Origin of the sequence: Pseudomonas sp. PAGU 2196, from assembly GCF_022179005.1 — a bacterium.
Lineage (GTDB): Bacteria > Pseudomonadota > Gammaproteobacteria > Pseudomonadales > Pseudomonadaceae > Aquipseudomonas > Aquipseudomonas kermanshahensis.
Map to the genome: position 1 here is coordinate 16,641 of NZ_BNTL01000024.1, position 18,641 is coordinate 35,281.

Sequence of the window (18,641 nt, forward strand, 5' to 3'; positions counted from 1 at the left end):
GGCAGGATCGCGCACTCCGACGCGTGACGATCGCGCGTGAAGCGCTGCGCGAACCAGGCTCGGCACTGCCTGCTGGAGCTGCCCATATCGTGGATACCAGGGTGGATACCGACTGATCTGTTCCGCGCCAGCGACCCGGCCAGACGTTGACAAATGTTGACATCGCCAGCAGCCTGGCCCCGTAGTCAGAGCCCCAGCCTTCTCAGCTCTAGGCCAAGCTGGCCAACCTGTATTTATTACTCAGCGGAATTTTCTAACAGCTCCATATCATGGCCATAGTAGCGACGCACATTGACTCGTCTGCCACTGCGCAGCAGGTATGAGGTCCAGATGAACAGAGAGTCACTTGTGCCGCTCAGACCAATCCCGCCAAACTCCTCCATGTTGGGATGCTCTGCCAACGCGCTACAGGTATCGACGAAAGTTTCGTAGGGTACTGAGAGAAATCCTTCAAGCTCTGATCGATCTGGTAAGCCTTCAACCTTGAATTTGGAGTCGACCTGCTTCTCAGCCTGAGACCATGAAGTAGCGACTTGAATAGTCTGAAAGGTCATTGAGTACCCATCAATTTTTCCTTGCAAAATTTCAACAGGTCTTCCAGACAGCGTCTTGCAGATTGCGGCAACATGCCTTGGATTGGCTCGAGGCCCTACATACACTCGGCTCAACGCATCATCGAGATAATGCTTTGGCCCAACTTCTCCGGTCACGAAGCGCCATTCTGCCTCATGGCACCACTCTATACGTTTCTGCGCTAGTCGCCTCACGACTCTAGCGTCATGGTCCTTTGCAAGAACATCTGTGAGATTGATCGGAGAGGCTGGAGAGGTCACATACTGAACTTCCAGAAGGGGCTCGCCCTTTAAGTCGCCGGTGGACAGTTCTGGGGTACGGAACTCCAAGCACATCCCTGTGAAGTTACTGGCGTAGTACGCCCACATAGGGAGGTACTCATGAGTCGTTGATAATGAGATCAAGGCGAAGCGGTCAGTCATTTCCTTCAGAGGCTTGTAGAAATGCTGGACGCTCACCCCACTTGGCCTAAGAATTTCGTCAACGAACTGGTCACTAACGTTACCCGTTTCGTAAAAAGCTTCCATTGGATCATTCATCTTCCCGAATGGAGGTGCGAAGAGATAAGCCTTGTTAAGCGCATCAAGCTCCCGCTCTAAGAGGTCATCCTCAAGCGGTCGATACCGAAAAAGTACTGGAGGGATTTTCTGCTTACTCATAGCTGCGCCCGTATTCCTGCGTTTACTGATCCTGAAGGCAAATCATACGATCGATCGCTAACCGCTGAGACTGACGATATGGTCCCAGTGAGACGGTTTGGTCTGTCTCGCGCCACGATTTGGTGAGGTCGCATTTCGTGGCGCACTAAGAGTCACAGGCAGTTCTTTGTCGATTCCAACGCGGTCGCCTTGCCAGCCCCAAAATCGAGATACGAGCGCTGATAGAACTTCACATCGCTCCCCTTTGCGGTTTTGCTGACCTGCAGAACTTCATTGGTATTCATGTCGTTCCCGCTCAACAACCTGTATCCGTTCTCGGTCTCGCTCAAGGTCGCATCCGGCCTCGATTCCTGCCATTGAGGGAAAACACACAAGGCATATTGCTTGGGAGACTTGTGGGTCTGAGCAGCATAGGTGGGCCCCTTCTGGATCAGCTCACCGGGCGAATAGCACCCGGTAATCGAAAGGGTAACGGCTGCGGTCAAAGCGAGGCTGGCACAGCGCATGGGCGGTCATCCATTACGAAGAAAACTGAAAACCTACCATGCGCCTGAGCAAAGCCCAATCAGTGGCGTCGTTCGCCTAGCACCTCTCCACTGGCCGCTATGGAGAACGCTTGCCGCCAGTAGTCCACCAACTCTCCTTTTGGCCTTGGAGTCATACCGGTCAGATAGGCCACAGCAGGATGATGGCCACCCATGGTTCCGAGCAGGTCGTCTGCACACACATTGAAATCATCGCAGAACTCAGCAAAGGCCTGATTCGCCGCGGCCACTTGGTCAAGGCAATCCGTGATCCCTCCAGCGTTATTCCCCATAGCGGTACTTGCGAAGTTCAGGGCTAACCCGCGCATTTCGCATTCGAACAGCTGGGCTACACGACACAGCATCCTTGTCGTATTGAGAAACTCCAGGCTTGCAACCTCCACATGCTCAGTGGGGCAACTGTCTATCAATTGGCGGACTTGGGCGTAATCTTTCTGAGCGATGGCCTTGATTGTGAGACCGATCCTTTCTCGCACGTTCACACCTTATCCTCCGCAACAATTGATGCCGAAATGATCGCTCCGCCCCAGCGTCGATGGCCAATGCAGATCGGCACGGGGTTGCCGCTCGCCACAGTGTTTTTGGCGCCGCCGAAGGCGTAACTAGGAAGGTTTTCCGGTGCCCCGCTCTGTGATAGGCCACCGGCCTGCGGACTAAGCATCTGAATCACGCCTCCAGCGGTATTTGCAATGCCGGCCCCCATGACTGCCGTTGCGGCTGCACCTGCGGTCATGAATGAAGCTACGACGATCAACGCTACGCCTATCACTGTCTGGAGAAGACCTGCGCGCTTGCTCCCATGGACCACAGGCACGAAGCGCAGCTCCCGAGCTCCGCCCATGCCAAGTTCTTCCTCACCGATGTTTCTGCCGTTTTTGAAAACTGCGAAGCGCAACCCTCGGCTTTCAGCATCGGCAACGTCCTGGGCAAAGCCCGGATAGTTCACGTCGATCGCTTTGACTGCCTCCCTAGGGTCTCCCCGGTCCAACAGAAAACTTTGCTCCTTGAAATATTTTTTCCGCAGGAAGCCCCCAAGACGCACCGTCGTCCTAGGGGTGTAGTGAGCTGCTGTAGCTGCCATGAGTGAACTCCTTGATGCGCCGCTGGCGCTTATTGTGGGCAGGTGCCCGATGGTGATTAATCGGGCTGGTTACCCGATCAGGTTGCAAAGAATTGCCTCTGACTCCGCCATGTCGTCGCGCTGGCTGGCGATTAGGTAGCGGAACACCGTCAGCGCCTCGCTCCTGTCGCGGGGCCGGATCTGCGCCAGCAGGCCGAACACAAACCAATCCCGTGCCGTTGCCTCGGGCGGCCCGTCGCTGGCGTCCTGGTCGACGGCGTTGCGCAGCCGGTAGAGGTGGTCCCAGTAGCCCAGCTCGTACAGGCAGTCCGCCAAGGTGTGCGGCAGCAGCTCAGAGTGGGCGTTGAACCGGGCGGCTACCTGGCCTTTGTCGAAGTCCAGCAAGGGGCCGCTACGCTCCAGGCCTGCCAGCGCGCCAATGCAGAACGCCTCCGCCTCGGTGTCAGCCAGAAGGGCGTCACCGAAGCGGGCCGCGCCTTCCAGCCCCAGCCGGTGCCGCTCGACGGCGCGTGTGGCCAGCGCCTTCAGGTCAGCGAAACCGAACGACGATATGGCGGCGAATGGGTGGCCGGGGTTGGTGGCCACCAGGTGATCCCGGTACCGCTTCTCCAGCACATCGAGCGGCGTCCTGATCTTCTTAGCGCCCTCCATGGCCCGCTCAATCAGGGCGACCTGACCGGTGCTGATGATTGAGCGCAGCCACAGCACCGCATCAACCTCCTTATCCCCGGTAACCACCTCCTGCGGCGGCAACTCAGGCACGCTCGGCAGGGTCTCGGTGCTGGCGCTGATCGGCGGCAGGGTGAACATGGCGCGGTGCTGCTCGTTTTCGCGGAACGCCCCGGAGCGTGAAACCAGGGTCTTCACCGTTCCCAGCGGCAGGCCGGTGATTTCGGCCACCTCACGCAGCGAATGACGGCGGCGTAGCTCCAGCACCAGGCGGCGCTGATCGTCTGAAACCCGGTGTCTCATCTTTTCGGCTGAATCAGCCTGTTTCAGCATGACCATGGCTTACACCACCCTCAGAGTGGGCGGCAGCTTCGGCCCGAGTGGCGCCCCAGGGGCGAACGGGTCAGGCAACACTCCATCGGGGCAATCCCTGATGAAGTCCGCCATGGCCGCATGGCAGGCGTTGAACAGCGGCGCGTCATTCCAGTCTTGTTCCCGGCGCTCTACGCTGTCCTCCAGCGCATGGATAAACACCAGGTCGTTCAGACTGGTGACGCCCTCCCGCCTGGCTTGTTCGCGCTCCACGGTGTTCACGTTCAGCAGGTCGCACAGGCGCTCGAACCCCAGGACCTGGGCCAGCCCGTCATGGTCGAGCAACAGCGATTGGCCGAACCCAGCCAGCGCCACCAGCGCCTTGGCGCGCTCAACCGATCGGTGCGTCTGCGCCCGCTCCTCCAGATCCGCAATCGCCTGGCGGGTGAACGGCAGGAACGCTTTCAGCTTGCCCGCCTGCCGACGCAGAGCACGCCGCTCAGCGTGGATCGAATCCAGATTGCGGCTAATGTTGCGGCAGATGCGCCGTGTGGTGATGAGTTGCGTGCTGGCGCTGATACCGGGCTTCAAGGCGATATCGCACAGGCGCATGGTCGGTGTGGGCATCATGGGTGGGCCTCCATGGGTGTGTTGTCGTAGGTGGTGCGCAACCCGGTACCGATCAGGCAATGGCGGCCGGCAGGCGCATAGCAGCCCCGGCAGGCCATGACATGGCTGATGTACTGGTCGCGGGCCTGGCGCCATTCAGCCGTGGCATTGGCGGCGTTGGCGTAGGGACTGGATGACAATGGCGCAGGCTCGACCAGCACCAGGCGCGGACGATCCGGGGCGCGTTTCGCCATGGGTGGTTTGCCTGCGCCAGCAACGTTCGGCGGCATGTGATTGAGCAGGTCGGATAGGAGGCTCATGGCGTCACCCCACCCGGATTCCCATAACGCCCAAATGTGTCTGTGAAAAAAAATCGGGGGAACGGGGGAACGCGGGGAACACCCAGTGTTTTCGGGGTTTCCAGCGGGGGTACGTGTTCCCCATCTGAAAAATTGGGGAACAGTGATAACCAAACAGAAGAAGCACCACCGGCGCTTATATTCAAAAACATGTTTGTGTTCCCCCTGCTCCCCAACACTTCAATAAGGGGGAACGGCTACAGGCCGCGTATTTACTGGCTGTTCCCCCGTTCCCCCTGTTCCCCACGTTTTTAGGTTCCTGTGGATTCGGGCATTGGCGTTGGGTGGTGATTACGGTCATAGGCCACCGCCTTCGCTATCCATGGCGTCGGGGTCGATCACGTACAGGCGGGCAGACCCACCAGCAGGCAGGCGGTACTTCTTGGTCCTGCGGCTGTCCCGGTCGGTATCGTGCTTGGCGAGAGCACCAGCGCCTTCCAGCGCTTTCACGACCCGCGCCAGCCCGTGACCATGGGCGGCCTCGGTCAGTGCGGACTTGTTGAACAGGTACAGCCGCTTGGTGCCAACCACCTCCCAGTACCCGGCGCGGTTGAACACCTTGGTGTCCGGCGTCTGGTCTTCTACGTCCGAAAACCGGCTGCTGCCGTGCTTGTCGATGAAGTCGAGGATGCCGGCCAGGATCTGGCGGTCTTCGGCATTGCCACCGCCCACCCGACTCAGCCACTCGCCGTACAGCAACTGGCAGTCGGCCAGAGCGGTGCCCGGTGTCCAGGGCAACAGGTCGTAGGCAATGGCCATCTCCCCCGCCAGCGCGATCACCGCGAAGCGATCCGCCACCCGCCCGGCCTGAGCGTTGTCCTCGACGAACTGGGCGCGGATACCGGCGAAGTCCTCGAGCAGGCCGGGGCGGTCATCGCTGGCCAGCAGCTTCTCCACGAAGGCTGGCCCGATATGGCCATGGTTCGCTCCTACGGCCACCGTGAGCTGGCGATGGAAGTCGGCGCCCTCCAGGCCGTGCAATTCATCGAAGGCTCGGTGCGTGCGGGTACCGGCGTTCACATCCACCATGCGCAGCTCAGCGCCAGCATGGGCGGCGTTACCGCTGATAGCTGCGTGCTCGGATAGGGAGCGCTCGCCACTGGAAAGTGCCAGCAGGCGCCAGCTCAGTTTTCCGCGGGCTTCCCGGTCGCGGGTCATGGTGCCCTTGCCTTGGCCGTTGGCGAGCGAATAGGCCATTTCCTGTACGCGCTTGGGGTCGGCCCGCTTGATCTCGTCCAGGGGCAACATGGTGTCGTTGCGGCTGGACGCCTCGATCTCCAGTCCGCCCTTGGTCATGTCCCAGGACGCCGCGAAGATGCCTGGGTCGCCCCATACGGACGAGCCGATCAGTTGCGCCAGCGACTTGCCGCTGGAACTGTCGCCCACCAGGTGAACACCACCACCCAGCACGCCCACCAAGCTCAGCAGCGGGCCAGCGAGGGCGCAGCCAATGGCCAGGGTCAGTACCGGGTTGCCCTCGCACTTGGCCGCCACTTCGGTCTTCCAGCCGTCCAAGCTCCCCCGCACGCTGAACAGGTTCTGCCCCTTGGCGCTGGCCTGGTAGCGCACTTTGTCGCTGCCAATGGTGCGCCCAGGCAGCACAAAGGCACCTGACTCATGCCAGCCGGGCCGGCAGGTGGTCGAGAACACCTCTGCAGGGCGCTGGTCCAGCAGGTACTCCATGAACTGGCCGCGCTTCTTCAAGGCGATGATGACGCCCATGCCGAACAGCGTCCGCCTGGCGTCCTCCCCGCTCCCGCCGAACACTTCCATGGGAATGATCCATTCCTTGGGGCCGCTGTCGGTGAGCAGGCGCAGAAACCGGCCTTCGCTGCCGTCGTCGCTGTTGGTGGTGCGAGCGGCGACGGTCACGGGCGTGGCGATCCACTCGTCAGTGATCGGGCGGTCGGCCTTGTCGTCGTCGCTGTCATCGTCGCCGGCGCTGCGCTTGAAGCCGTGCCAGTACACGCCGGGCTTGAGCCTGCGGCCCTTCTCATTGGTTACCCAGTGCTCGTATACGCCCCAGCACGGGCGATCAGGCTCGACCTTGGGCGCTTCGGGGCGCAGGTTGATGACGTTGGTATCAGGCGGGCGCATGGCGGCACCTCCAAGCGGCGAGGTCGTTGAAGTCGGAAAGGGTCAGCGGTGCGTCGGCTGGCCACTCGGGGAAGGTCACCAGGCCGCCACATGCGGCTGCGGCGTCATGAGCGGCTGTGCGCCCCGGGTTGCCCTTGCCTTCGGCCTCGGTTTCGCGGTCGTCGTCGCCGGCGATGATGATTTCGGTGCCGGGGTGGTCGGCCCGTAGCGCCAGCGCCACCGGTTTCAGGTTCCCGGCATTCATCGCGCAGGCGACCGTGTAGCCGCTTTCGTGAAGCGTTGCGCCCGTCGCCCAGCCTTCGCAGATGCACAGCGGCCTGCCCGGCGTAATGCGCCCCAGTGGCGAATAGGCGCCCTTGATGCGCCCGCCATACAGGAAGCGCTTGTCGCCGTCCGGGGCGATCCGTTGCAGGTTCACCAGCACACCACCGGCGTACAGCGGGATCAGCAGGTCGTCACCACGCTGGCGCAGGCCGTGGGCACGAATGCCCTTGGCGACCAGGTAAGCGTGGGCCGGATCAGCACGACGAGCATCACGCCACCAGCGCTGCGCAATGCCGGCCGCTCTGAGCTGACGCCGCTGAAGTTCTGCCTCCCGCTGGCGCCGGGCCTGCTCGACGCGCTGACGCACCTGCTCGGCCTCGCGGGCGTCGACCGGCTCACGGCTACACCAAGTGCTGGTGCCGCCTGTCTTCCAGCTCCCGAACGCTCCCGAAGCAATGCCATCAGCAAACAGGCAGTACCAACCATTGAGCGTGCCAGGCTTGTCGCCGGGAACGTGGAAGCGGTGAATTTCGCCATCATCCATGGGGAGCCAGTCGAGCAGCCCGTAGGCCGACTGGAGCGCACCACGGAAAAGGATCGTCGCGTCGGTCATGCTGCCCCGTGTGTTGGCGTGAAGCGCTTGGCCAGCCGTTCCAGTTGATTGGTCAGGCGCTCCAACTTGGGGCAGTGAATCCCAGTGTCACCCTCGGCAATGCGCAGTTCCAGGAACCCCACCAGGATCTCCGCCAGCAGCGCATAGCTGGCGCTGTCGATGTGGGCGCCAGCAGCAGGCGGACCACCGGCGCCCTTACGGCGAATGGGCGTGACCTTACTCATTGGCCACCCCCACCCGATCAGCGCCAGCGAAGGCCCGGCAGACGTGACCGTTGTTGACCGCGTGCCAATAGGTCAGCTCGTCCAGCGATTCGACGAGGCAGGCCGTCACCATCGCCTCAGCACTACGCAAAACTACGCGCCCGCACTCGGCGTCGGCCTGGCTCAAGAACGGCCCCAGCAAGGTCCGTTCGGCCTTCGGATGGCTGACGTAAAACAGCTCGGTAGCTTTCTTCGGGCAAGCCGATCCCGTCAGCGCTTGCGCACTGTTTTGATTGTGCATGGGTTACTCCCCGTCGAAGTCGATAGGCGTGAAGCGTTCGGCGCCGTTACGCATTGCTCGCAGACCGAGGGCGGCGGCCTTAGCCACGGCGTCTGCAAAGCCCAGCTCTAGGTTGGTGGTACGACCGCCCATGTCGGCAATGGCAAATCTGATGGCTTCATACGCTGCGGTTTCACTGGTGGCCGACAGCTCGACAATTTCACAATCGAAAAAGGCGATGCCCTTTCCCCAGTCAGCCGCCACGCCAGGCTTATTGCGTGGCCAGTTGACCATCCGCCCACAATCGTCGCGGCTAGTGAAAGTGAGATCGTCCCGGCAAGTAATGGCCGCTTTGTTTACGGCACTCATAGCTCACCCCTTTGCTCAGCAATCACGCCGTCCAGCATTTCAGCCCAGGCCATGGCGGTGTGCTGCGCCATCACGGCGGTGACACGGGCGACAATGAGGGGCGTGGTCGGTGCGGCGATCACCGCCAAGGCCATGCTCAGCAGCACCAGCACGCCTTGTACTTCGCGCAGATCGTCTTGGGTGTGGTCAGGCATGTGGATGATGGAGGTCATACGATCACCTCGTCATCCATGCCTGCCCGCTCGCCTACAACGCCATACGAGGCTCCTAGGTGGCGATGAGCCCAGCAGAAATTACGGCTGAAGATTCGGACCTGCTCTAGATGCCGTGCAATGTCGCACATCGGCCCTTCCGTATGGCTCGAGCACATGGGGTAGAGCAGTTCGTAAAGCTTGTTGAATTCATCCCTGGCAAAGTTCATCGAGCACATGGCGCGTGCGTCGAGCACCGCCTCTGATAGCACCTCGCCTTCAAGGGTCACGACGCTTGGGAAGTGGTTCATTGGGCACCACCTTGCGCTTCTAGGGCGCGGGCTTTCGCCATGGCGGCGTTGTAGCGATTGAGGCGCGTGGCAAGGCTGGAATCGGCGCGAAGTGCGGCCAGGGCCAAGCGGCAGTGGGCGTATGCGCGAAGGCTGAAGTTCTTCATCACTGGGGACCACCCTTCAGCCAGAAGCTGCGGTAGACCTCATAGCTCGCATCATTGAGACCGGGGACGAAGCGAGTCGCCAAAGTCTTCGCCACCTCACCTTCAAGGGTGGCAGTGATGCGGGAAAGCTCAGATGGGGTGGAGTAGCGCAGGAGAGTCTTCAGCAGCTTTGAACAGTAGGCGCGCTGGTGCTCGCGGGATATTTCGGACGGATTGAGGGTGTGCATAGGTGGAGCTCCCGTATCAGATTGAGAGCTGCCACGTTCGCGACCAAACGAATGGGTGGCAGCTGTGTACAGGTTGGTCGACCGGAGATACAGGAACCCGGCACACCCGAAGGTGTCCTGCACACAGCCACCATAAAGCGTGACTACGGGCACAAAAAAAGCGCCTGCAATCGTACATGGGGCGCTGTTGCGCCTGTATCTGCTCGGGCGACCAAACCCGACCACGGGATTTACCGTGGATTTGGGCGAACCATACCGAGCATCACGATTGCCTGCAACCAGAAATATCGACCGTTCATCAAGGATCTTGAGCGCCAGCCTCATGCTGCCACCTTCTGCGCCGGACCGGCGCTCAGGAAATAGGTGGCCACTTTCTGATGCTCTCGACCTTGATCATCCTTCAGCGTACCCAGGTGAGTGACGATGTTATGGCCCTGATCTCGAAGTTCTGAAATCCGTGCCCCAGGACGCAGAATGTTCAATAGCGTGATCGCTTGGAAGGTGTTGATCGAACCATGCTGGCGCAGGTGCGCAAGAAGACGGGTGCGTTGCGCGCTGCCGCTGGTATCATTGATGTGCATATCTTTGGGGCTGGCCTGTTGGTCGGCCTTTCTTTTGCTCATTAGGCAGCCACCTCGCGCAACGCGATGCGCTGGCGTACCCAGGCCTGAATCTCAGCCAGAACAAACCCCACGGGCGAGCCCCGCGACTTGCTGTTGCTCAGCGATACAGGTCGGGGAAAGGTCGGATCATCCTTGAGGCGCTTGTAGACGGTGGCGCGAGCCAAGCCGGTGATGGCCTCCACCTCAGGGAAGCGGATGATGGTGTTGGCAGGGTCGAACTGAGGGGCTGTACCTACGTTAATCGAGCGGATGCTGCTCATGTCTGTATCCCGTTGTTGATGACGACGGGAGACAGGATGCTAATTGCGCTATGACTTGTGTCCTATTGGGGTTGAGCAAAACCCCAATGGGATTAGCGCTTAGTCAGATGATGAGCGGCCAGCTTGAGGTACTTCACAACAGTTTCCGGGCTACCTGGTAATTCAATACCGTGTGAGGCGGCCAGCGCTCTAAGGGTTTCGTCAGCGGCATATGGCGCTGACAAATCGAGGTCTGATGCTGCGGCAAGAGCCGCGATGATCTGCGACACGCTTCTCCGCTCTGTTGGGTGCATTGGTTTCTCTGGTTCAGCATCAGGCTCAAGAAGCTTGCGCTCGAGTTCCCTTAAAGCAGCGCTTCGCACCACAAGCGCATGCCCCTTCGGTAAACCCGCGGCTGGATACCATACCGTCTCATAGTCCCAATCAAACTCGTGCTCTGGACTGACCTCACCGGATGAGGGACCGAGGATCTGATTCATCCGGTTGATCGCTTGCCTGCCCTCCTTGGATAGAGCAGGCCTACCCGTGATTGCATTCTTGTTAGGGCGCACATCGCGTTTGTAGCTATCCAGAAGCTGAAAGCAATGACTCTTGTCTGGACTTGCCACCAGGGGGCCACCCAAGCAAACCAATTCAACCGGGACACCGCCAGTCAGATGCTGATAAGCGTGCTCGACATCCAACGCTTCGGCTCCGAGCATTAACAGATCCCAAACACCCTCCAACGTGACCGGACGCTGCCCATCACCCTCGTATATCAGCACCCTCTCCCCGTCAGGCAGCAGATCACCGCGGTACAGCCTGACAAAATTCTGGAAATCAGCCAGTTGTTCTTCCGAACTCTGGAACTGCGGATTCTCTCTGAGGAAATCCTGCAAGTGTTCATTGATTTTGGAGCTGCTTGCCTCGCTGTCGAGAGATTCGATTTTTACGGGTCGACCTTGTGCGTGGTTCACAAAATGAACGGACAACGTCAGATGACCATCAAGGGCAAGTCTCAGCAAGTCCGCTTCCGACACGTCCTCGCGGCAGCTGATCGACAAGCGTCTTGCCGCCTCCTCGACGGTCAGCCACTCTCTGAGCTTCAGAATTTTGCTCACGCTTCGCCCTCCCAGGCTCTCTAATCCTAAATAGGTAGGCCAGCCAAGCGGGTGCAAGTCCGCTGTTCACTCTGCCCCGTTAGATAAAGACGCCGCTTGCTCGAAACTGGTTATCCAACCAGTACTTCAGTCTATATCTGTCTATGCGGGAATTGGAAGGTCCACATCAGGCCCTCTTGATCGGGACCACATTGGCGTTCTGCTCAGCACGATGCGCATAGTCGTATGGGGTGACGGGCCTCTCGCGGTTCGCATCGAGGTAGTCCGCCCACCACTGAACCATCAGCCGGCGCTCCTCGATGTACTCGGCCTTGTGGATGTAGGCGGCTCGCACGCTGTTGCGCTCCTGGTGGCTCATTTGACGCTCCACCGCGTCCTTGCTCCACAGCCCCGACTCGACCAGCGCGGAACAGGCCATGGCCCTGAACCCGTGCCCGCACACCTCGGTTTTGGTGTCGTAGCCCATGCGCCGAAGAGCCTTGTTCACGGTATTTTCGCTCATGGGCTTCCAATGGTTGCTGTCGCCAGCAAACACCAGGTCGAAGCGCCCGGTGAGCTGGCGCACCTGCTCAAGCGTGGCCAGGGCCTGGCGACTCAGCGGCACCAGGTGGGGCGTGCTCATCTTGGAGCCACGATGCGAGTTCTTCACGCCTTCGATCTGCTGACGCTCGCCCGGGATCTCCCACATGGAGCGGCCGGCGTCGATCTCTGGCCAGCGAGCAAACCGCAGCTCGCTGGACCGGATAAAGACCAGCAGGGTGAGTTGGGTGGCCAATCGCGTCAGCGGCCGGCCGGTGTCGCTGTCGATTCTTTGCAGCAGCTCAGGCAGACGATCCAGCGCCAGCGCAGGCCGGTGAACGGTCTTACGGGTGGCGGTTGCGCCCTGTAAGTCCACTGCTGGGTTGGTGTCGATGTGCCCATGCTGTACGGCCATACGCATGATTCCGGTCATGTACTGCCGTAGCCGTCCAGCAGTATCCAGAACTTCGCGCTTCTCCACCGCCTTGAGCGGCGCCAGCAGATCGCGGGTCTTCAGGCCGGCCACCGGGCGCTGCCCCAAGGCCGGTAGCAGGTAAGTTTCGATCCTGCGCCACACCGTCGCGGCATGACCTGGTGACCATTTCTTGGAACAGGCCTCATGCCAGTCCTTGGCCAGCACGCCGAAGGTGTTGGCCCTCGCATTCGCCGCGTCGACCTTCCCCTGCCTGGCGCTCTCGATCGGGTCTTTGCCATGCGCCAACAACTCCAGCGCTTCGGCCCGGCGCTCACGGGCGGCTTTGAGCGTCAATGCGGGGTAGTTGCCGAAGGTGGCCAGCCCCTCCCTGCCATCCGGGCGCTTGAACTTCATGCGCCAGATCTTGCTGCCGTTCTTCTTGACCAGCAGAAACAGGCCCTGGCCGTCGAACAGGGTGTAGTCCTTGTCCCGCGGCTTGGCAGCCTCGCATTTGGGGTCTGACAGGGGCGTAACGGTGCGTGCCATAGGTATACGTTTTCTCGTCGAACCGGCGTATACCCTAACGTATACCTAAAATCGGTATATGCCTAGAGATAGAACGAGACAGGCAGAAACAAGAAAGCCCGCACTTGGAGGGCTTTTCAGGGGATTCCGTGTACAAGGAGAGACGTATCGGAACAGCTGGATGGTGCCGGAGACAGGAATCGAACCTGCGACCTTCGCGTTACGAGTGCGCTGCTCTACCGACTGAGCTACACCGGCGTGTAGCGCAACGTACCACTGCCGCAGCCGTTACGCAAACCCCTGTTTCCCTTCGTTTATTGCCCTACCCTCACGCCCCTTTGCAACCCTTCGGCGCCAGGTCTGCCTCGATGTTGGTGGTGCAGGTCCATCCGGTCGCGGAGCGGGTCAGGGTGATGGCCTTGCCAACCACGGTGGCCGGGGCATCGACCAGGGTGCATTCGATGATCCCGGTGCCGTCAGCAGCCTTGCCTTCAGCTTTGATCGCGCAATGCGCCGTCGCTGGCTGGCCGCCTAGCGACCCTACATCCAGCACGTCCTTGCCTTCGTTCAAGCGCAGGTCCATGGGGGGCTTGAGTGAGGTGATCTCCAACAGCCCGGCCGCCGCCTTGGCGCGGGACTGGTGGTTGGTGTACATCGGGATGGCGATGGTCGCCAGAATGCCGATGATCGCGACGACGATCATCAGTTCGATCAGGGTGATACCGCGTTGCCCTTTCATGAACGTTTTCCTTGTTTATACGCATACACATTTGGGGTCACTCTCGACCCCAGGCCGGCAGCGGCGCAGTAGGCCTGAACAGACACCTTTTGTCACCCCTGCCCGCCTGGGCGTCACCTTCGCTGAACTACTCTAGTGAGCATCAGGGAAGCACGCCCTCTCATGGACACGGCAAGCTGTTTCCAAGCTTGTCGCTCGGGCAAAAAAGGACCTTTGCATGAACCATTCGATACGCCTCTACGCCTGGCAGGGCAGCGACGCCAATGGCCTGGCCGTCAGCGGGCAAACACCTGGGCGCAGCCCGGCTTATGTGCGCGCGGGGTTGCTGCGCCAGGGCATTCTGGTGGCCAGTTTGCGGCCGGCCGCTGGGCTGGCGTGGCGGTGGCCGAAGCGGCCGGAAAAAGCTGACCCGGCGGGATTCAGCCGGCAGCTGGCGACCTTGCTGAAAGCCGGGGTGCCGCTGCTGCAGGCGTTCGAGGTGATGGGGCGCAGTGGGTGTGATGCGGCGCAGGCGGCGTTGCTGGTGCGATTGAAACAGGATGTGGCGTCGGGGCTGGGGCTGGCGGATGCGCTGCAGCGCCACCCGGGGTGGTTCGATACGTTGTACTGCAACCTGGTGCGGGTGGGTGAGCAATCTGGCACGCTGGACCGGCAGCTCGAGCAACTGGCGGGCATGCTGGAACAGCGCCTGGCCCTGCACAAGAAGGTGCGCAAGGCGATGATTTACCCGCTGTTGCTGCTGCTGACGGGGTTGGGGGTGTCGGCGGTTTTGTTGCTGGAAGTGATCCCGCAGTTTCAGAGCCTGTTCGCGGGGTTTGATACTGCGCTGCCGGCTTTTACGCAGTGGGTGATCGACTTGTCCACAGGGCTGGGGCGTTATGCGCCGCTGTTGCTAATCGGAATGGCGATGTTGGGTTTGGCTGGGCGCCAGGTTTACCGGCAGCATGCGCCGGCGCGCCTGTGGATATCTCAGCGGGTGCTGGGCCTGCCGGTGTTCGGCGCACTGCTGAGGCAGGCGGCGATGGCGCGCTTTGCGCGTAGCTTGGCAACGTCGTACGCCGCTGGGGTGCCGCTGCTGGATGCCATGGGGACGGTGGCCAAGGTGAGTGGTGGTGAGTTGCATGAACATGCGATTTTGCGGTTACGCCAGGGCATGGCCAATGGGCAGGGGCTGAACCAGGCGATGGCCACCGAGCCGCTGTTCCCGCCCCTGCTGGTGCAGTTGGTGGCCATTGGTGAATCCAGTGGCACGCTGGACACGATGCTGGAAAAAGCCGCCAGCCACTACGAGGAACAGGTCAGCCAGGCGCTGGAGCAGTTGACCAGCCTGCTGGAGCCCGCCATCGTGCTGGTCCTGGGCCTGCTGGTTGGCGGCCTGGTGGTGGCGATGTACTTGCCGATCTTCCAGCTGGGTAGCTTGATCTGAACATGACTTTATGGACCTTCCTGGCTTTGCAGCCGGCTTACTTCATCATCTTGGCGACCGTGCTGGGGCTGTTGGTGGGCAGTTTTATCAATGTGGTGGTGTACCGCCTGCCGATCATGCTGGACCGCCAATGGCAGCGTGAAGCACAGGAGGTGCTGGGGTTGCCGGTGGCCGAGCATGCGCGTTTCGACCTGTGCCTCCCGGCCTCGCAGTGCACCCAGTGTGGGCATCGGATTCGGGCGTGGGAAAACGTCCCCATCCTCAGTTACCTGGCGTTGCGTGGGCGTTGCTCTGCCTGCAAGCAGCGCATCAGCGTGCGTTATCCGTTGGTCGAGCTGGGCTGTGCGCTGCTGTCGATGGCGGTGGCCTGGCGCTGCGGGGCCAGTGTCGAGGCACTGGCGCTTCTGCCGCTGACGTGGGGTTTACTGGCCCTGAGCTTGATCGACCATGACCAACAATTGCTGCCTGACGCCATCGTGCTGCCGGGGCTGTGGCTTGGGTTGATCGTTAATTACTTCGGCGTATTGGTGCCCTTGCCCGATGCGGTGTGCGGTGCCGTGGCCGGGTACCTCACCCTGTGGACGGTGTACTGGCTGTTCAAACTGGTGACCGGCAAGGAAGGCATGGGCTATGGCGACTTCAAGCTGCTGGCACTGATCGGTGCCTGGGGTGGGTGGCAGGTGCTGCCGCTGACCTTGCTGCTGTCGTCGGTGGTGGGGGCGTTGGTGGGCGTGTTCCTGCTGCGGATGCGCAAGCATTCCATCGGCATGGCCATGCCGTTTGGCCCCTATCTGGCAATTGCGGGGTGGATTGCTGTGCTCTGGGGTGATGAAATATACGCCTCTTACCTGCAACTGCTTGGATTCTGATGACCACTGCAGCTTTCACCCCCTGGATTCTCGGACTGACCGGTGGCATCGGCAGCGGCAAGAGTGCCGCCGCCGAGCGCTTCATCGAGCTTGGCGTGCACCTGGTCGATGCCGATCAGGCCGCGCGCTGGGTGGTTGAGCCTGGCCGCCCGGCGCTGGCCAGTATCGTCGAGCGCTTCGGCCCAGGCGTGCTGCTGGACGACGGCCAGCTCGACCGCGGCGCCTTGCGCCAGCTGATTTTCGCCGACCCGGCCCAGCGCCAATGGCTGGAAGCCCTGCTGCACCCGCTGATCGGGCAGGAGATTTTCAGCTACCTGGCCAAGGCGCAGTCGCCGTATGCGGTGTATGTGTCACCCTTGCTGATCGAGTCTGGCCAACATCGCAAGACCCAACGCGTGTTGGTGATCGATGCCCCGCAGGCGTTGCAGGTGCAACGCACCCTGCAGCGGGACAACACCAACCCTGAGCAGGTGCAGGCCATTTTGCAGGCCCAGCTGGCCCGCGAAGAGCGCCTGCGCCATGCCGACGATGTGGTGGTCAATGACCGCGACCTCGCGGCGCTGCACGAGCAGATCGACCGTCTGCACCACTTTTACCTGACTTTACGAGGAGGCCAGCCATGAGCCAGCCATTGACCGTCGATTGCCCGACCTGTGGCGCACCTGTGGAATGGAACGAGAAAAGCGCGTTCCGGCCGTTTTGCTCTGACCGTTGCAAGCTGATCGACCTGGGGGCTTGGGCGGCTGAGGAGCACAAGATCGCGGGTTCGGAAGAGTCCGAAGATGAGCTGTATTCCGGGGACCTGGAGCCGCGGCACTAAGCTCATCCCTGGGTTGCTGTGAGGCCCTTTCGCGGGCAAGCCCGCTCCCACATGATTTGCGCAGACTCAAAAGTTAGCGCCACACCAGTGGGAGCTGGCTTGCCGGCGATGAGGCCGGAACAAGCAACAGAAAGCCAGTTACTGCCACAGGGGGCCCACCACCACTCACTGGTCATCCTTCCACGGCGCCTGCAGGTACCGCGTGCGGTTGAACGTTTCCAGCCACTCCGGGCAAAACACCACCAGCGCACTGATCACCATCCCGTTGATGAACGCCTCGGGGAACATCATCAGCCACAGGTAGCCCACAAAGTCACTGAGCCACTCCGGCATGGCAAAACGCCCGTCCAGCCACAAGATACCCAGCCCGGCCAACAGGCACACCAGCACCGTCAGCGCCGCCGGAAAGAACCCTGAACAAAAGATATACACAAACAGGTTACGCGGTTGCGCGCGTTCGACCGCGATGGCGCACAGCTCGGTAATCAGCACCGGCAAGCCAATCAACAGCAGGCCGTTGACGCCGAGTGCCGCCAGGTCCTGACGCCCCAGCGCCAGCAACCCCAACTGAGCCATAAAGCCCCCCAGCACAGCCAGCGGCCAGTCCAGCAGCAGGGTCACAGCCGTCATGCCAATGAAGTGATACGACACGCCCGTATCGAAATCGCGCCTGACCAGCCACAGGGCAAACAGGCAGAACACCGTGCCAAACAGCAGGTGCTGGCGGCGCCGGTCGGTGAACAGCTCCACCCAGCGGGCGCGGCTGGCGGCCCAGAGCAACAGTGGCACGTAACCCAGCCAGCCCAACGTGAGGCTGGTGCCCGACAACACCTGTGCACTGATCACCAGACGAATACCCCTCTCTCCCTTGTGGATAAAGGTGAGTCTACACCCATTCTCCGTTTCTTCCGGCTGCTGTAGGCGGGCGCCTCCCCGCGCTTAACCTGGCCTGATCTGGCGGCCGCCCTTTCTGCATGCGGATGCTTCTGCCTGGGGTTTGGCGTGGTGCATCTGCTAGGTATCGTGCAGCAGTGGCCGGTGCTGAGCTGATTTCTACGCACAAACAGCATCTTACCGTCATCGATTAGCGACTAAGCTTGTCTGCATGGATGACTCAGACTACCTGCGCCTGCTTACCATCCAGGCCGAACAAGCCAATGCCTTTCTCTCCAATGCACGCAAATGGGAGCGTGAGCGTTGGGTATGCCAACGCCTGCTGCAAGGGTTGAACATTCCCTACCGCAGCGAGGACTTCACCCCAGCCGGCCAGGAGCCGCCAGACGTGCTGTTCCGCGATGCGGCATTCGAGGTGTTTTTCGTGCTGGACGAAGGCCGCCGCCTCAACGATGAGTGGCGCGAAGAACTGCAACGCCGGCGCAGTGCGTTTTCCCTGGCGCAACTGGTGCGCCGTGAAGCACGCCCCCGGCGTATCAGCGCCACCGAACTGCTGGGGCGCCTGGCCCCGACCTTGCGCAAGAAGGCGCACAACTACCGTGAACGTGGGCTGGAGCTGAACGAGCTGGACATCATCGCCTTCGCCAGCCTCAAGCGCGAAGTGCTCGACCTCAACACCCACTTCCCGCCGCCCACCGAATACCTGCGCCAGGGTTGGCGCTCGCTGTCGCTAGTCGGGCCGACGTTCGCCCGGGTGTTGTTCGCCCACCCGGATGCGCCAGACTTCTTGCGCGGCAACCTGGGGCGCAGCATTGTGTTCGATGTGGGGATCAGTCTTTGATCCAGTGCCGAGAGTCTTTGCGATGGCGTACACTCGGCGCCAGAGATAGAAAGCATTATCATTTGTTTCAAGCGCTTGCCTGAACGCTGTAGCGTTTGCGCA

General features: G+C 61.1%; 27 protein-coding genes and 1 tRNA gene. 5 read left to right on the forward strand and 23 right to left on the reverse strand.

The annotated features are described in order from the left end of the window. Positions 1-236: 236 nt before the first annotated feature. From MFF34_RS20000 to MFF34_RS20105, 22 genes are all read right to left on the reverse strand, one after another. Positions 237-1,232: a DUF2971 domain-containing protein gene (locus MFF34_RS20000; protein ID WP_238216038.1), complete on the reverse strand. Its 996-nt coding sequence runs from the start codon at positions 1,230-1,232 to the stop codon at positions 237-239. Between the two features lie 152 nt (positions 1,233-1,384). After that, the gene (locus MFF34_RS20005; RefSeq protein ID WP_238216039.1) at positions 1,385-1,738 is read right to left on the reverse strand and encodes a hypothetical protein; all 354 of its coding nucleotides are present in this window, start codon (positions 1,736-1,738) and stop codon (positions 1,385-1,387) included. Positions 1,739-1,797: 59 nt separating this feature from the next. Next, positions 1,798-2,259, reverse strand: coding sequence for a hypothetical protein (locus tag MFF34_RS20010; protein ID WP_238216041.1), 462 nt, complete (start codon positions 2,257-2,259; stop codon positions 1,798-1,800). Next, positions 2,256-2,858 carry a tail assembly protein gene (locus MFF34_RS20015; RefSeq protein ID WP_238216042.1) on the reverse strand — a complete coding sequence of 201 codons (603 nt, stop codon included), beginning with the start codon at positions 2,856-2,858 and terminating at the stop codon, positions 2,256-2,258. The genes MFF34_RS20010 and MFF34_RS20015 overlap by 4 nt, the downstream gene beginning before the upstream one ends. A 69-nt stretch (positions 2,859-2,927) precedes the next feature. Then, positions 2,928-3,866 carry a hypothetical protein gene (locus tag MFF34_RS20020; RefSeq protein WP_238216044.1) on the reverse strand — a complete coding sequence of 313 codons (939 nt, stop codon included), beginning with the start codon at positions 3,864-3,866 and terminating at the stop codon, positions 2,928-2,930. Between the two features lie 3 nt (positions 3,867-3,869). Further along, the gene (locus tag MFF34_RS20025; RefSeq protein ID WP_238216046.1) at positions 3,870-4,469 is read right to left on the reverse strand and encodes a hypothetical protein; all 600 of its coding nucleotides are present in this window, start codon (positions 4,467-4,469) and stop codon (positions 3,870-3,872) included. After that, the gene (locus MFF34_RS20030) at positions 4,466-4,768 is read right to left on the reverse strand and encodes a hypothetical protein (RefSeq protein WP_238216048.1); all 303 of its coding nucleotides are present in this window, start codon (positions 4,766-4,768) and stop codon (positions 4,466-4,468) included. Before MFF34_RS20030 ends, MFF34_RS20025 begins: the two co-directional genes overlap by 4 nt. A gap of 336 nt (positions 4,769-5,104) precedes the next feature. Further along, a complete protein-coding gene (locus MFF34_RS20035) occupies positions 5,105-6,904 on the reverse strand; it encodes a DUF927 domain-containing protein (RefSeq protein WP_238216050.1) in 1,800 nt (599 codons plus the stop codon). Continuing rightward, the gene (locus MFF34_RS20040) at positions 6,891-7,781 is read right to left on the reverse strand and encodes a toprim domain-containing protein (protein WP_238216052.1); all 891 of its coding nucleotides are present in this window, start codon (positions 7,779-7,781) and stop codon (positions 6,891-6,893) included. Before MFF34_RS20040 ends, MFF34_RS20035 begins: the two co-directional genes overlap by 14 nt. Continuing rightward, the gene (locus MFF34_RS20045) at positions 7,778-8,005 is read right to left on the reverse strand and encodes a hypothetical protein (protein WP_238216054.1); all 228 of its coding nucleotides are present in this window, start codon (positions 8,003-8,005) and stop codon (positions 7,778-7,780) included. The genes MFF34_RS20040 and MFF34_RS20045 overlap by 4 nt, the downstream gene beginning before the upstream one ends. Next, entirely contained in the window at positions 7,998-8,285 is a 288-nt protein-coding gene (locus tag MFF34_RS20050; protein ID WP_238216056.1) for a hypothetical protein, read from the reverse strand. The genes MFF34_RS20045 and MFF34_RS20050 overlap by 8 nt, the downstream gene beginning before the upstream one ends. A gap of 3 nt (positions 8,286-8,288) precedes the next feature. Next, a complete protein-coding gene (locus MFF34_RS20055) occupies positions 8,289-8,633 on the reverse strand; it encodes a hypothetical protein (protein ID WP_238216058.1) in 345 nt (114 codons plus the stop codon). Then, positions 8,630-8,845: a hypothetical protein gene (locus MFF34_RS20060; RefSeq protein WP_238216059.1), complete on the reverse strand. Its 216-nt coding sequence runs from the start codon at positions 8,843-8,845 to the stop codon at positions 8,630-8,632. Before MFF34_RS20060 ends, MFF34_RS20055 begins: the two co-directional genes overlap by 4 nt. Beyond that, positions 8,842-9,135 carry a hypothetical protein gene (locus MFF34_RS20065; protein ID WP_238216062.1) on the reverse strand — a complete coding sequence of 98 codons (294 nt, stop codon included), beginning with the start codon at positions 9,133-9,135 and terminating at the stop codon, positions 8,842-8,844. The genes MFF34_RS20060 and MFF34_RS20065 overlap by 4 nt, the downstream gene beginning before the upstream one ends. Continuing rightward, positions 9,132-9,281: a hypothetical protein gene (locus MFF34_RS20070; protein WP_238216064.1), complete on the reverse strand. Its 150-nt coding sequence runs from the start codon at positions 9,279-9,281 to the stop codon at positions 9,132-9,134. Before MFF34_RS20070 ends, MFF34_RS20065 begins: the two co-directional genes overlap by 4 nt. Further along, positions 9,281-9,832 (reverse strand): hypothetical protein, encoded by a 552-nt coding sequence (locus MFF34_RS20075; protein ID WP_238216067.1) that lies wholly within the window; start codon positions 9,830-9,832, stop codon positions 9,281-9,283. Before MFF34_RS20075 ends, MFF34_RS20070 begins: the two co-directional genes overlap by 1 nt. Next, positions 9,829-10,131, reverse strand: coding sequence for a helix-turn-helix domain-containing protein (locus tag MFF34_RS20080; protein ID WP_238216069.1), 303 nt, complete (start codon positions 10,129-10,131; stop codon positions 9,829-9,831). The genes MFF34_RS20075 and MFF34_RS20080 overlap by 4 nt, the downstream gene beginning before the upstream one ends. Then, complete coding sequence (locus MFF34_RS20085; protein WP_238216071.1) at positions 10,131-10,391, reverse strand: AlpA family transcriptional regulator; 261 nt, start codon at positions 10,389-10,391, stop codon at positions 10,131-10,133. The genes MFF34_RS20080 and MFF34_RS20085 overlap by 1 nt, the downstream gene beginning before the upstream one ends. Before the next feature lie 92 nt (positions 10,392-10,483). Continuing rightward, the gene (locus MFF34_RS20090) at positions 10,484-11,491 is read right to left on the reverse strand and encodes a hypothetical protein (RefSeq protein ID WP_238216073.1); all 1,008 of its coding nucleotides are present in this window, start codon (positions 11,489-11,491) and stop codon (positions 10,484-10,486) included. Between the two features lie 166 nt (positions 11,492-11,657). Then, positions 11,658-12,971 carry an integrase arm-type DNA-binding domain-containing protein gene (locus MFF34_RS20095; RefSeq protein WP_208210614.1) on the reverse strand — a complete coding sequence of 438 codons (1,314 nt, stop codon included), beginning with the start codon at positions 12,969-12,971 and terminating at the stop codon, positions 11,658-11,660. Between the two features lie 161 nt (positions 12,972-13,132). Then, positions 13,133-13,208 (reverse strand) — tRNA-Thr (locus MFF34_RS20100). 70 nt (positions 13,209-13,278) lie between these two features. After that, entirely contained in the window at positions 13,279-13,689 is a 411-nt protein-coding gene (locus MFF34_RS20105; protein ID WP_027594556.1) for a pilin, read from the reverse strand. Positions 13,690-13,906: 217 nt separating this feature from the next. On the opposite strand from MFF34_RS20105, the gene MFF34_RS20110 reads away from it, so the two are divergent. From MFF34_RS20110 to yacG, 4 genes are read left to right on the forward strand one after another with little or no spacing between them, the layout of a single operon-like run. Beyond that, positions 13,907-15,115: a type II secretion system F family protein gene (locus MFF34_RS20110; RefSeq protein WP_238216075.1), complete on the forward strand. Its 1,209-nt coding sequence runs from the start codon at positions 13,907-13,909 to the stop codon at positions 15,113-15,115. 2 nt (positions 15,116-15,117) lie between these two features. Then, complete coding sequence (locus MFF34_RS20115; RefSeq protein ID WP_238216077.1) at positions 15,118-15,984, forward strand: A24 family peptidase; 867 nt, start codon at positions 15,118-15,120, stop codon at positions 15,982-15,984. Then, positions 15,984-16,607 carry a dephospho-CoA kinase gene (coaE, locus tag MFF34_RS20120; protein ID WP_238216079.1) on the forward strand — a complete coding sequence of 208 codons (624 nt, stop codon included), beginning with the start codon at positions 15,984-15,986 and terminating at the stop codon, positions 16,605-16,607. The genes MFF34_RS20115 and coaE overlap by 1 nt, the downstream gene beginning before the upstream one ends. Then, positions 16,604-16,804 carry a DNA gyrase inhibitor YacG gene (yacG, locus tag MFF34_RS20125; RefSeq protein WP_027594560.1) on the forward strand — a complete coding sequence of 67 codons (201 nt, stop codon included), beginning with the start codon at positions 16,604-16,606 and terminating at the stop codon, positions 16,802-16,804. The genes coaE and yacG overlap by 4 nt, the downstream gene beginning before the upstream one ends. A 165-nt stretch (positions 16,805-16,969) precedes the next feature. Here yacG and MFF34_RS20130 read toward each other — a convergent pair whose 3' ends face one another. Next, on the reverse strand, positions 16,970-17,650 hold the full coding sequence (locus MFF34_RS20130; protein WP_027594561.1) for an energy-coupling factor ABC transporter permease: 681 nt from the start codon (positions 17,648-17,650) through the stop codon (positions 16,970-16,972). A 259-nt stretch (positions 17,651-17,909) separates the two neighbouring features. On the opposite strand from MFF34_RS20130, the gene MFF34_RS20135 reads away from it, so the two are divergent. Next, a complete protein-coding gene (locus MFF34_RS20135; protein WP_013970766.1) occupies positions 17,910-18,539 on the forward strand; it encodes a DUF1780 domain-containing protein in 630 nt (209 codons plus the stop codon). The last annotated feature ends 102 nt before the right edge of the window (positions 18,540-18,641 follow it).

Bases quoted from the DNA above. Each gene is read 5' to 3' on its own strand.
- MFF34_RS20000 (WP_238216038.1), bottom strand. From the start codon at position 1,232: ATGAGTAAGCAGAAAATCCCTCCAGTACTTTTTCGGTATCGACCGCTT.
- MFF34_RS20005 (WP_238216039.1), bottom strand. From the start codon at position 1,738: ATGCGCTGTGCCAGCCTCGCTTTGACCGCAGCCGTTACCCTTTCGATT.
- MFF34_RS20015 (WP_238216042.1), bottom strand. From the start codon at position 2,858: ATGGCAGCTACAGCAGCTCACTACACCCCTAGGACGACGGTGCGTCTT.
- MFF34_RS20020 (WP_238216044.1), bottom strand. From the start codon at position 3,866: ATGGTCATGCTGAAACAGGCTGATTCAGCCGAAAAGATGAGACACCGG.
- MFF34_RS20025 (WP_238216046.1), bottom strand. From the start codon at position 4,469: ATGATGCCCACACCGACCATGCGCCTGTGCGATATCGCCTTGAAGCCC.
- MFF34_RS20030 (WP_238216048.1), bottom strand. From the start codon at position 4,768: ATGAGCCTCCTATCCGACCTGCTCAATCACATGCCGCCGAACGTTGCT.
- MFF34_RS20035 (WP_238216050.1), bottom strand. From the start codon at position 6,904: ATGCGCCCGCCTGATACCAACGTCATCAACCTGCGCCCCGAAGCGCCC.
- MFF34_RS20040 (WP_238216052.1), bottom strand. From the start codon at position 7,781: ATGACCGACGCGACGATCCTTTTCCGTGGTGCGCTCCAGTCGGCCTAC.
- MFF34_RS20045 (WP_238216054.1), bottom strand. From the start codon at position 8,005: ATGAGTAAGGTCACGCCCATTCGCCGTAAGGGCGCCGGTGGTCCGCCT.
- MFF34_RS20050 (WP_238216056.1), bottom strand. From the start codon at position 8,285: ATGCACAATCAAAACAGTGCGCAAGCGCTGACGGGATCGGCTTGCCCG.
- MFF34_RS20055 (WP_238216058.1), bottom strand. From the start codon at position 8,633: ATGAGTGCCGTAAACAAAGCGGCCATTACTTGCCGGGACGATCTCACT.
- MFF34_RS20060 (WP_238216059.1), bottom strand. From the start codon at position 8,845: ATGACCTCCATCATCCACATGCCTGACCACACCCAAGACGATCTGCGC.
- MFF34_RS20065 (WP_238216062.1), bottom strand. From the start codon at position 9,135: ATGAACCACTTCCCAAGCGTCGTGACCCTTGAAGGCGAGGTGCTATCA.
- MFF34_RS20070 (WP_238216064.1), bottom strand. From the start codon at position 9,281: ATGAAGAACTTCAGCCTTCGCGCATACGCCCACTGCCGCTTGGCCCTG.
- MFF34_RS20075 (WP_238216067.1), bottom strand. From the start codon at position 9,832: ATGAGGCTGGCGCTCAAGATCCTTGATGAACGGTCGATATTTCTGGTT.
- MFF34_RS20080 (WP_238216069.1), bottom strand. From the start codon at position 10,131: ATGAGCAAAAGAAAGGCCGACCAACAGGCCAGCCCCAAAGATATGCAC.
- MFF34_RS20085 (WP_238216071.1), bottom strand. From the start codon at position 10,391: ATGAGCAGCATCCGCTCGATTAACGTAGGTACAGCCCCTCAGTTCGAC.
- MFF34_RS20095 (WP_208210614.1), bottom strand. From the start codon at position 12,971: ATGGCACGCACCGTTACGCCCCTGTCAGACCCCAAATGCGAGGCTGCC.
- MFF34_RS20105 (WP_027594556.1), bottom strand. From the start codon at position 13,689: ATGAAAGGGCAACGCGGTATCACCCTGATCGAACTGATGATCGTCGTC.
- MFF34_RS20110 (WP_238216075.1), top strand. From the start codon at position 13,907: ATGAACCATTCGATACGCCTCTACGCCTGGCAGGGCAGCGACGCCAAT.
- MFF34_RS20115 (WP_238216077.1), top strand. From the start codon at position 15,118: ATGACTTTATGGACCTTCCTGGCTTTGCAGCCGGCTTACTTCATCATC.
- coaE (WP_238216079.1), top strand. From the start codon at position 15,984: ATGACCACTGCAGCTTTCACCCCCTGGATTCTCGGACTGACCGGTGGC.
- yacG (WP_027594560.1), top strand. From the start codon at position 16,604: ATGAGCCAGCCATTGACCGTCGATTGCCCGACCTGTGGCGCACCTGTG.
- MFF34_RS20135 (WP_013970766.1), top strand. From the start codon at position 17,910: ATGGATGACTCAGACTACCTGCGCCTGCTTACCATCCAGGCCGAACAA.